Annotated in this window: 13 protein-coding genes; 2 read left to right on the top strand and 11 right to left on the bottom strand. The window is 69.7% G+C overall.

The window, feature by feature from the left end:
• Nucleotides 1–235 precede the first annotated feature (235 nt).
• Nucleotides 236–1,402: a polyketide cyclase gene (locus AC1G9L_RS16250; RefSeq protein ID WP_019799086.1), complete on the top strand. Its 1,167-nt coding sequence runs from the start codon at nt 236–238 to the stop codon at nt 1,400–1,402.
• Between the two features lie 102 nt (nt 1,403–1,504).
• Nucleotides 1,505–1,876 carry a DUF423 domain-containing protein gene (locus tag AC1G9L_RS16245; RefSeq protein ID WP_019799087.1) on the top strand — a complete coding sequence of 124 codons (372 nt, stop codon included), beginning with the start codon at nt 1,505–1,507 and terminating at the stop codon, nt 1,874–1,876.
• 182 nt (nt 1,877–2,058) lie between these two features.
• Here AC1G9L_RS16245 and AC1G9L_RS16240 read toward each other — a convergent pair whose 3' ends face one another.
• The 11 genes from AC1G9L_RS16240 to AC1G9L_RS16190 form a co-directional block, all read right to left on the bottom strand.
• Nucleotides 2,059–2,655, bottom strand: coding sequence for a hypothetical protein (locus AC1G9L_RS16240; RefSeq protein ID WP_481069508.1), 597 nt, complete (start codon nt 2,653–2,655; stop codon nt 2,059–2,061).
• A complete protein-coding gene (locus tag AC1G9L_RS16235) occupies nt 2,652–3,461 on the bottom strand; it encodes a M15 family metallopeptidase (RefSeq protein ID WP_481069507.1) in 810 nt (269 codons plus the stop codon). Before AC1G9L_RS16235 ends, AC1G9L_RS16240 begins: the two co-directional genes overlap by 4 nt.
• Before the next feature lie 82 nt (nt 3,462–3,543).
• On the bottom strand, nt 3,544–4,362 hold the full coding sequence (locus tag AC1G9L_RS16230; protein WP_019801921.1) for an APH(3') family aminoglycoside O-phosphotransferase: 819 nt from the start codon (nt 4,360–4,362) through the stop codon (nt 3,544–3,546).
• 237 nt (nt 4,363–4,599) lie between these two features.
• Nucleotides 4,600–5,193, bottom strand: coding sequence for a hypothetical protein (locus AC1G9L_RS16225; RefSeq protein WP_481069506.1), 594 nt, complete (start codon nt 5,191–5,193; stop codon nt 4,600–4,602).
• A complete protein-coding gene (locus tag AC1G9L_RS16220; RefSeq protein WP_481069505.1) occupies nt 5,190–5,438 on the bottom strand; it encodes a hypothetical protein in 249 nt (82 codons plus the stop codon). The genes AC1G9L_RS16225 and AC1G9L_RS16220 overlap by 4 nt, the downstream gene beginning before the upstream one ends.
• Before the next feature lies 1 nt (nt 5,439).
• Nucleotides 5,440–5,616: a DUF4177 domain-containing protein gene (locus AC1G9L_RS16215; protein WP_010341194.1), complete on the bottom strand. Its 177-nt coding sequence runs from the start codon at nt 5,614–5,616 to the stop codon at nt 5,440–5,442.
• Nucleotides 5,613–5,792, bottom strand: a complete 180-nt coding sequence (locus AC1G9L_RS16210; protein ID WP_019801412.1) for a hypothetical protein — start codon at nt 5,790–5,792, stop codon at nt 5,613–5,615. The genes AC1G9L_RS16215 and AC1G9L_RS16210 overlap by 4 nt, the downstream gene beginning before the upstream one ends.
• Nucleotides 5,789–6,082 (bottom strand): hypothetical protein, encoded by a 294-nt coding sequence (locus tag AC1G9L_RS16205; RefSeq protein ID WP_019801413.1) that lies wholly within the window; start codon nt 6,080–6,082, stop codon nt 5,789–5,791. The genes AC1G9L_RS16210 and AC1G9L_RS16205 overlap by 4 nt, the downstream gene beginning before the upstream one ends.
• Nucleotides 6,083–6,089: 7 nt before the next feature.
• The gene (locus AC1G9L_RS16200; protein WP_026143690.1) at nt 6,090–6,962 is read right to left on the bottom strand and encodes an SPFH domain-containing protein; all 873 of its coding nucleotides are present in this window, start codon (nt 6,960–6,962) and stop codon (nt 6,090–6,092) included.
• A gap of 364 nt (nt 6,963–7,326) precedes the next feature.
• Nucleotides 7,327–7,953, bottom strand: a complete 627-nt coding sequence (locus AC1G9L_RS16195) for a DapH/DapD/GlmU-related protein (RefSeq protein WP_481069504.1) — start codon at nt 7,951–7,953, stop codon at nt 7,327–7,329.
• Entirely contained in the window at nt 7,943–9,094 is a 1,152-nt protein-coding gene (locus tag AC1G9L_RS16190) for an aromatic ring-hydroxylating oxygenase subunit alpha (RefSeq protein WP_481069503.1), read from the bottom strand. The genes AC1G9L_RS16195 and AC1G9L_RS16190 overlap by 11 nt, the downstream gene beginning before the upstream one ends.
• Nucleotides 9,095–9,133 lie beyond the last annotated feature (39 nt).

Below are 9,133 nucleotides of genomic sequence, written 5' to 3'. Positions count from 1 at the left end.
TCGTTCCAATGCGGTCGATGACCGGGTGCGCCTGCCTGTCCGGTGCCGCCGCCAGGACAATGGTCTGGTCTCCCTCGGTGCCGCGCGCACGGCCATCTCCGGCACCGCGCGAGGCCGTTGCGGCGCAGGGCGAAGCGGCATTCCGTGATGTGCTGACCACGGACAGCGAAGCCTGCTAGGATGGGCGCTTCGCTTCATCAACCCGGCCGTGGGATCGGCCCCGGAGACCTCCTGAATGACCCGTATTATCGAGTTCCTGATCGCCCTGGGGATCGTGGCTGGCCTGTTCGTCATCGTCGGCGTGGTGCTGCCCTCGGAGCGTCACATGTCCGAAAGCGTCGAGACCAATCGGCGCATGACCATCGTCTATGACACGGTCAACAGCCTGCGTCGGTTCAAGGACTGGAACCCCCTGGTGCTGCGCGACCCGCGCATCGAGCTGAAGCTCTCCGGCCCGGACTCCGGCGTCGGCGCGCGCCTGGACTACAGCTCCAAGGAGGGCTACATCGGCAAGGGGAGCTGGACCATCACCTCGACCGAGAAGAACAAGGACGTGGTCATCGCCATCGAGGACGAGACCAAGGGCAAGGACAAGACCACCAGCTTCAAGCTGGAGCCGACCGGCAAGAACGGCCGCAACGTGAAGATCACCCAGGACTACACCGTCAAGTACGGGTGGGACCTGCTGGGTCGCTACGCCGGTCTGTATGTCAGCCGCCACGTCGGCGACGACATCAAGCTGGGCCTGTCGCGCCTGAGCAACGTGCTGGCCACCGTGCCGAACGTGGACTACCGCTCCGACGACACCCCGCTGAAGGACCTGAAGGTCGTCGACGTCCCGGCCGAGGACCTGCTGGTGGTCAACGCCGGCAACATCGACCGCGACAACGACTCCATCAAGAAGTCCATCAAGGACAACCAGGAGTGGATCAAGCGGGTGATGGAGGCCAACGGCCTGGAAGCGGCCGGTCCGGTGCGCATCGTCACCACCGACTTCGGCGCCGACAAGTACGCGTTCGACGTCGCCCAGCCGGTGCGCAAGCGTGCCGGTGGCGCGCCGAAGGACGACGCCAAGAAGGATGAGAAGAAGGACGACAAGAAGGACGACGCGGCCGCCGCGCCGGTCGATGCCACCCCGGTTGCCGCCTCCGGCGATCCGCTGAAGGTGACCATCCCGCAGGGCGCCCCGGTGACCTACGTGCGCACCGAAGCGCACCGCTCCGCCTTCGCCAGCTACACCGGCCACATGGCCGGCCTGGATGCGGCGCGCAATGCGCTGCGTGCCTGGGCCGCGACCAGCGGCTACGACGTGACCGACCGTCCGTACGAAGCCTGGAAGGGCGGCGTGGACAAGGCGTTCACGCCGGAAGGCACCTACGACATCTACTGGGCGATCAAGTAAGTCCTGCCCTGGTGGACGAGTGAACCGGAACGCGCCGCATCTTGCGGCGCGTTCTGTTTATGGGGCCGGCAAAACGCTGCCGCGCTCCCGGAGGAAACCCTCATGCTGACATTCGATCGCCGTGCGCGCGGGCCGTTCTGGCTGTGCAGTGCCGGCGCGCTGCTGGCGGCCGTGTCGATCGGCCTGTCGGCCTATGCCTCGCACGGCGTAACCGAGCCCCTGGCGCAATCGCATCTGCAGACCGCGGCGCTGTACGCCTTCGGTCACGGCGTGGCGCTGGCGGCGCTGGGAAGCCGCAGCGAGCGCCTGCTCGGGCGCCTGGCGCTGTGCCTGTTGCTGCTCGGCACCCTGCTGTTTTCCGGCAGCCTGGCCGGCAACGCGCTGGCGCAATGGCCGACCCGGCTGGCGCCGATCGGCGGCACCACACTGATGCTGGGCTGGCTGCTGTGGGCGGTGGATGCGCTGCGGCGCTGAGCCGGATTCACGTCGGCACCGGGTGAGGCAAGCCAGGCGCAGCGGGTAGGTGCGCAAAGACATACTTGAAACCTTGCGGTTGCGAAGCCGAGGCAGTGCGGCGCGATGCTGTCGCTGCGACACGCGTGCTGGCGGTCGTGTCCGCGCTGGTCGCCGCGGGGTTTTGGGGTGGGGCGCTGCGCTCAGCGGTCGCCGACCAGTTCCACCTGCGTCTGCAATCGCACCCACGCGTCCTGGCTGGGGTCGTTGACCGTGACTTGCACGGTGTAGGTGCCGAGCGGGTCGCTGTCCTCGAAACGCAACTGGACCGACAGCGGCGCCAGTTCCAGCAGGCCAGCGGCGGCCGGCGGGCCGCCCATGCCCAGCGGCCGCATCGGATCCTGCAAGGTGGTGCTGCCGTCGGGGCCGAGCATGCGCAGGCTCATCTGCGCATCGCAGGCGCCGCCGTTGTTGGGGCTGGGCGCGCAGCCGGAGTACAGCAGCGCCACGCGCAGCAACTGGCCGCGATGCACGCGCGCGATCGTGCGCAGGTGCGGCGCATGCGCGGCGTCGGTTTGCCCCCACTCCTGCGCGAACGTGGCGAAGTCGGCGTCGTCGGCGATCTGCAGCGCGGCGGCGAAGGCCTTGTCGTGGCCGCGCTCGGCGCTGTCGGGCAGGGCCTGGCCCTGCCGGTCGTGCCATTGCGCAGCGGCGCAGGCGGGCAGGGCCAGGGCCAGCAGGGTCAATGCCCGCCAGGCGGCGGTGCCGGCGCGCGGCCGGCGCGTGTGGGAGCGGATCATGTGCGAGCGGCCTCGTGCCAGCACCAGTGCCAGGGTTCGTAGACGATGCCATGCGGGTTGTCGCGCGGATAGCTCATCCGGTAGCCGAAGGCAGCGGCATGCTGGAGCAGCCAGGCGAAGGCGGGCGTGCGCTCGAAGCTTTCCTCGGCCGGCGGCTCGCCGGGTGTGCCGATGTCCAGGGCGTGCCCGCTGTGGTGCTCGCTGAAGCCCGGCGCGGCATTGACCGCGAGGATCTGTTCCAGGGTCTGCCCGCGGGCGAACTTGCGGGCGAAGATGCCGAGTTGATACGCGTGGCTGCGATAGCCGGAGATCGCCTCCAGCATCACGCCATCGCGTGCGGCGGCGTGGCGCAGCGCGTGCCAGGCGCGTGCTGCGCCCGCGCTCAGCCACAGGGGGCGGCGGTAGCGGTCGGCGCCGGCCGCGTGCAGGGTGGCCGGTTCCGGCTGCAGTGGCAGGCCGGTGCGCTGCGCGTAGGCGTCGGCGCCCAGGCCCAACTGGTCCAGTTGGGCCTGCAGCGCGTGCAGCGGCAACCAGGCCTCGGCATCGCGTAGCGCGCCGCGTGCGGGCAAGGCGTCGAGCCGATCCAGCGCCGCGTCGATGCCGGGTTCGTGCATCAGCCGCGGGACCAGTGCGTGCAGCCCGTGTGCGTTCGCGCTCGCCAGGTAGCGCCCGTCGTGCTTGCGCCGCAGTAGCCAGGTCGCCTGCGCGAGCTGGCGCGCGTCGGCGTTGCTGCGGGCGCGCAGCAACGCGGCCGGCAGCAGTTCGATGGTCTCGGTGTTGAGCAGCAGGTGGGGAACGGTGCGCATCGGCACAGGGTAGAGCCAAGCACTCCGGGCGGCCAGTCGTGGGGCGATCCCGCCGCGCCGCGCACGACGGGGCAGGCGCGGCTCAGAAGAACTCGTCGAGCAACTGATGGAACTGCAGCCGCGTGAGGTCCGGCGTGGCGATGCCGTACGCGGCGAAGAAGTGGTCGGCGAGCGCCGGGCCGAACTCGTCCAGGCAGTTGGCCAGGATCGCCAGGTCGTGGTACGGATCGGCGACCCCGGCGCGGCCGAGATCGATCATGCCGACGACGCGGTCCGGCGCGTCGAGCAGGATGTTGTCCAGCGAGTAGTCGCCGTGGCTCAGCACGCGTTCGCTGGCCAGCGGCAGCAGCGCGGTCATCGTCTGCCACACGGCCTCCGCCGACCAGCCGGCGCGTGCGGCATCGAAGTCCTCGGTGTCGACCAGGCCCGCCTGGAGCCGGCGCTGTGCTGCGGCCAGGCGCAGCGGGTGGCTGGCGTCGAACGGGCAGGTGTCGATCGGTGTGGCGTGGAAGTGGCGCAGGAACTCGGCCAGCGCCTGCACGATGCGCTCGGCCTGCGCCGGCTCCTCCTGCAGCCATTGGTAGGCGGTCTTGCCCGGCAGCGCTTCGCTCAACAGCCAGGCGCCGGCAGCGTCGGCCTCGAAATGCAGCACGCGCGGCACGCCGCGTGTTCCGCGCAGCCAGTGCAGCCGTGCGAACTCGTCCACCACGTCGTCGTGCGAGGTGCCGGTTCCGCGCTTGAGGTACAGATCCGGCGTGCCGGCACCGCCGAGCCGGTAGACCTGGGCGCCGGCTTCGCCGACCAGATTGCGGTGCCAGTGCAGCCCGTGCAGCCGCGCCGACAACGTCGGCGGCAGCGCCGGTGCGGTGGTGGGAATCTCGCGGGGCGCTGCGTCGTCCATCGGGCCGATCCTCGATGCTTCATGTGGCGGGCGACGTCGTCGCCGCGACGCGCGGCTGGCGTCGAACACGCGCGTGGCCGGTGTTCCAGCATATCGCTTCGCAGGCGCCAGAACGCCCGACGCGGTGTGCTTCATGGACCGGGCGCGTCGCACCGCGAGACTGTGCCGCACCGCGCAGCATGTCGTGCCCTGCGCGGCCGGTCGCAGCAGCGGCCGACGCGGCGAGGCCTGCCGGGCTCAGGCCATGCGGCGCGTCGTGCCGCGCGTGTCTTCGCCGCCGCGTACCTGCCCCGCGAGCGTCTGCCATTCCTGCAGCACCTGCCTGGGGTGTTCGACGCTGAGCAGCAGCCAGCCGCCCTCGTGCAGTGGAACGGCCAGGACGCGGTCGCTGGTGATCAGGCAGAACGCCTTGTGTCCGTCGCGGGTCCGGTAGTGGCCGGCATGGAAGCCGGGATAGCCGAAACCGAACAACTTCAGTGCCGGCTTGAAGCCGGTGTGCTCGGACAGCGCGATCACGCGCGCGTTGTCCAGGCGTAGGGCGGCCAGCGGCACGCGCTTGGTCAGGAAGGTCGCGCGCACCTCCACTAGGCCGTCGTGCAGCAGCACGCGCCGCCGCGCGAAGGTGGCGGTGCCGGCCACGCCGATCAACGCCAGCAGTCCGAAATGCCACCAGAGCGCGCCGGGCCGTGCGGCGTGCAACGCGAAGCCACCGACCACCGCGGCCACGACCAGTAGCGGCAGCCACAGCCACAAGGCCAGGCCCAGTCGATGCGCCGGCGCTACCGGATACTGCCGCGCCGGGGAGGGCCGCGCAGAGCGCAGCCGGCTCATGGTGCCGATCCATGGCTGGCGGGCAGGGCCCGCACCCAGGTCGCGACATCGGCGATCAGTGCCGGGTCGACGTGGCGGGGCGTGGCGCGCGCGGCCGGTCCGGGCGCACCGCTGTCCGCTGCGAGGTCGCCGGCCTGCAGGCGATCCAGCAGGGCGCTGACGGTCTGTTGTGGCGCCGCGGCCAGTGCCGTGAGCGGGGCTCGCAGCGCCGCCAGTGCAGGCGCAAGAACCCGATGCCGGCGCATGTCAGACCTCCCGCTTGAACATCAGCAGCGGTTTGGTGCCCGGCAGTGCGACGACGTTGACCAATTCCCAACCGAGCTTCCCATGCTTGTTCAGGTCGGCCTGCAGTTCGTCCAGTTTCAGCCCCAGCATCAGATTGGTCTTGGCCTCGACGGTGAGGTATTCCCAGCGCTTGCTCATGTTTCCGGTTCCTTGTCGTCACGCGGCTTGGGCAGCCGCCCTGCCTTGCGCAGCGCGTCGCGCAACACGTATTCGATCTGCGCGTTGAGGCTGCGCAATTCGTCGTCGGCCCAGCGCTGCGCCGCCGCCAGCACGTCGGCGTTGATGCGCAGCGGATAGGCCTTCTTCTCGCTCATGACCGCTCCCGCGCGGCGTCGCTGCGCCGCAGGTGCAGCAGCATCGATACGATCAGCGCGTTCACCGTCAGCAGCAGTGCGATGGCCACCGCGTAGACGCCGGCGCGCTGGCCGCCGGTCCAGTACAGCGCCGCCGCGCCGAGCAGGATCGCCAGGCCGATCAGCGCCCAGCGCAGGCCCAGCCCGCGTGCGCGGTCGTCGCCCTTGCCGCCGACCCAGGCGGCGATGACCAGGGCCGGCAGGCCGGAGAGGGCGAGCGCCAGCGGCGCGATGGCGGCGTGCACGGACATCGACACCTCAGTACAGCGAGCCGGCGTTGACGATCGGCTGGGTGCCGCGGTCCGAGCACAGCACGGTCAGCAGGTTGCTGACCATGTGCGCCTTGCGCTCCTCGTCCAGCTCGACCACGCCGTTCTTCTGCAGTTCGGCCAGGGCCATCTCCACCATGCCCACCGCGCCGGCGACGATGCGGGTGCGCGCGGCGATCACCGCGTTGGCCTGCTGCCGCTGCAGCATCGCCTGGGCGATTTCCGGGGCGTAGGCGAGGTGGCTGATACGCGCCTCGATCACGTCCACGCCGGCCTGGGTCAGGCGTTCGTCGAGGTGGCGCTTGAGCTGCTCGCTGATCTCGTTGGGATGGCTGCGCAGCGAGATCTGCCCGTCCTCGTGCTGGTCGTAGGGATAGCTGGTGGCCATCGCGCGCAGCGCCGCCTCGGACTGGATGTGCACGAAGCTCTCGTAGTCGTCGACGTTGTAGACCGCTTCGGAGGCATCCATCACCTGCCACACGATCACCGCGGCGATCTCGATCGGGCTGCCGTCCAGTTCGTTGACCTTGAGCCGGCCGCTCTCGAAGTTGCGCACGCGCTGGCTGACCTTGCGCTTGCTGAAGAAGGGGTTGTTCCAGCGCAGGCCCGGGTCCTTGACCGTGCCGACGTAGCGGCCGAACAGGCTCAGCACCGCGGCCTGGTTCGGTTCCAGCGCGTACAGACCGACCACCAGGAACAGCGCGACGGTCAGCACCGGGATCGCGACCAGCAGGGTCCACGGCATCGCCGACGGCTGCAGCACGCCGGTGGCAATGATCGCGCCGGCGCCGGCCACGAACACCAGGACCAGGCCCACGATCATCGGAATGCCGGGCAGGGAGGAACGGGGCTGCTCTTTCATGGTGGACGTCCTTGGGTGGTTGGACGAAACGATATCAAATTGATATCAAGTTGCAAGAGGGCTGGGAATTGGGAATCGGGAATGGGGAATCGTGGAAGCGGGTTCATGGGGACGGCGGGTCCAGGGGAGCCTCATGAATCTCCGCTTCCCGCCCGCGCGCGGCATCCGCTTTTGAGGATCGGTAGGGCGCTGAAGTCGCGAGGTGTGAAGGGGTAGGTGCTGCGGTGGCAGCCCGGGTGTCGACTTGGCGGGCGTCGGCGGTGTGCATCCATCGGCCGCGTGCTGTCACGCCGGGGGCAGCAGACCCAGCGCTTTTACGATTCCCCAATCCCGATTCCCGATTCCCGGCCGCCTAGGCGGCCACTCACCCGCCGAGGATCAGCACCGGCGAGCGGAAACCGCTGAGGTGATGGGTACCGGTGGCGATGTCGCTGCGATAGCGGCCGGGGATCTCGATCTGGCAGCGTTTGCCGATGCGCACGCCGGGGCCGATGTCCACCTGTCGGCCGAGGGTGGCCTGGGCGCCGATCTGCGCTTCGGCGCCGAGCATCGCGCCGGCCTCGATCCACGCAGAGGCGCCGACCTTGACCGCCGATTCCAGCACCGCCGCCGCGCCGATCCAGGCATTGAAACCGATGTCGCAGTGCGCATCGACGATGGCGCCAGCGCCGATCGCGCAGTTCTCGCCGACGCGCGCGCTGGCCGCCACCTGCGCGCCGCGGCAGATCAGCGGCGGCATCTTGAAGCCGCGTGCCTTGAGTTCGCCCATCAGTTCCTGGCGGCGGAAGTTGAGGAACTGCGGGCCCCAGGCGACGAAGGCGGTGGCGCCGGTGTCGGCCAGTGCGTGCAGGGCATCGAGGTCGAAGCGGTAGTCCTTGCCTTGTGCCACGTCCAGCGGATGCAGTACGCAGTCCGGCGCCGCCTCGGCCCAGGCCGCCAGCGCCCAGCGCAGCAGCGCACCGCTGCCGACCACGTATTTCTCAGAGGACATGGCGGCCCTCCATGACGTCCATGTACCAGCGTTCGATCTGCATGTTGGCGTGTTCGTAGTCGCCCAGCACCGCGCGCGGGGCGCCGGCGCGCAGTCCCGACTGCACCTGTTCCATGATCTCGATGTCCTCGCGCAGCACCTTCTCGCCGCCGTGCAGGTGCCCCAGCAGCACCGCGTCGGAGCCCGGGTAGCGCTGCTTCTTGCGTGCGGTGACGTAGTAGACCAGTAGGTCGGTGCGCTGCGCCGACACCGGTTGATGGTGCTCGATGATGAAGGAATAGCCGCCCGAGCCCGAGGCGATGTGCAGGTTCGGGTACAGCAGCCAGTTCAGATACCAGTCGTCGTTGCCGAAACGCTCGACGTGCGCATGCCAGGGGTAGTGCGCCATCGCCAGCAGCGGTTCGTTGAGGCCGCCGCTGCTGAATTCGCGCAGGCGCGCCAGATGCGCCTCGCGCGAGGCGCTGCCCTCGGCGTGGTAGCGGCGCGCCTCGGCGACGCCGGCATCGTCCATCTGCACCTGGAACTTCACCTGCTGCGCCAGCGTGCGCGCATGCACGAAGCGCGGGTGCAGGGCATCGCGCAGGTTCTCGTAGGCCAGCTTCCAGTTGAAGTCGGCCTCGAAGGTCGCCACCAGCACTTCGTCGTCGAACTGCTCGGACGCGGCGCGCAGCATCTCCAGCGCCTCCAGCGAGAACTGCGCCTCCAGCGGCATCGGCGCGGCCGACAGGTTCACGAACACCAGCTTGCCGATGCAGGCCACCGCGAAGCGGCGCAGCCGCAGGCAGGCGCGCGCCTCCGGTGCCAGGCGGTAGGCATCGTCCTGGAAGGGGATGTTGTCCACGCTGCCGTCGGCGCCGTAGCGCCAGCCGTGGTAGCTGCAGACCAGCGGGCGCACGCCCTGCGGTTGCTGCTGCAGCGGGTTCTGCCGGTGCAGGCACAGGTTGTCGAAGGCGCGCAGTTCGCCGTCGATGTTCTGCACCACCACGTCCACGCCGCACACCGAGCGGCGCACGAAGGCATTGGGCTTGTCCAGCAGCATGCGCGGGGCCACGAACTGCCACAGCGGCTTCATCAGGAGCTCGCGCTCGCGCGCGAACCAGGCCTCGTCGATGTAGGCTTCGGCCGGCATCAACGAGTGCATGGGCGCTCCCCGGCGGTGCGGCAGGGCGTGCCGAAGCGA

Source organism: Xanthomonas sp. NCPPB 1132 (assembly GCF_056629235.1).
Note: the sequence above shows the minus strand (reverse complement) of the source record. Positions and strands in the feature narration are given on the sequence as shown.

Coding starts and splice junctions, on each gene's coding strand:
- AC1G9L_RS16250 (WP_019799086.1), top strand. CDS start 236: ATGACCCGTATTATCGAGTTCCTGATCGCCCTGGGGATCGTGGCTGGC.
- AC1G9L_RS16245 (WP_019799087.1), top strand. CDS start 1,505: ATGCTGACATTCGATCGCCGTGCGCGCGGGCCGTTCTGGCTGTGCAGT.
- AC1G9L_RS16240 (WP_481069508.1), bottom strand. CDS start 2,655: ATGATCCGCTCCCACACGCGCCGGCCGCGCGCCGGCACCGCCGCCTGG.
- AC1G9L_RS16235 (WP_481069507.1), bottom strand. CDS start 3,461: ATGCGCACCGTTCCCCACCTGCTGCTCAACACCGAGACCATCGAACTG.
- AC1G9L_RS16230 (WP_019801921.1), bottom strand. CDS start 4,362: ATGGACGACGCAGCGCCCCGCGAGATTCCCACCACCGCACCGGCGCTG.
- AC1G9L_RS16225 (WP_481069506.1), bottom strand. CDS start 5,193: ATGAGCCGGCTGCGCTCTGCGCGGCCCTCCCCGGCGCGGCAGTATCCG.
- AC1G9L_RS16220 (WP_481069505.1), bottom strand. CDS start 5,438: ATGCGCCGGCATCGGGTTCTTGCGCCTGCACTGGCGGCGCTGCGAGCC.
- AC1G9L_RS16215 (WP_010341194.1), bottom strand. CDS start 5,616: ATGAGCAAGCGCTGGGAATACCTCACCGTCGAGGCCAAGACCAATCTG.
- AC1G9L_RS16210 (WP_019801412.1), bottom strand. CDS start 5,792: ATGAGCGAGAAGAAGGCCTATCCGCTGCGCATCAACGCCGACGTGCTG.
- AC1G9L_RS16205 (WP_019801413.1), bottom strand. CDS start 6,082: ATGTCCGTGCACGCCGCCATCGCGCCGCTGGCGCTCGCCCTCTCCGGC.
- AC1G9L_RS16200 (WP_026143690.1), bottom strand. CDS start 6,962: ATGAAAGAGCAGCCCCGTTCCTCCCTGCCCGGCATTCCGATGATCGTG.
- AC1G9L_RS16195 (WP_481069504.1), bottom strand. CDS start 7,953: ATGTCCTCTGAGAAATACGTGGTCGGCAGCGGTGCGCTGCTGCGCTGG.
- AC1G9L_RS16190 (WP_481069503.1), bottom strand. CDS start 9,094: ATGCACTCGTTGATGCCGGCCGAAGCCTACATCGACGAGGCCTGGTTC.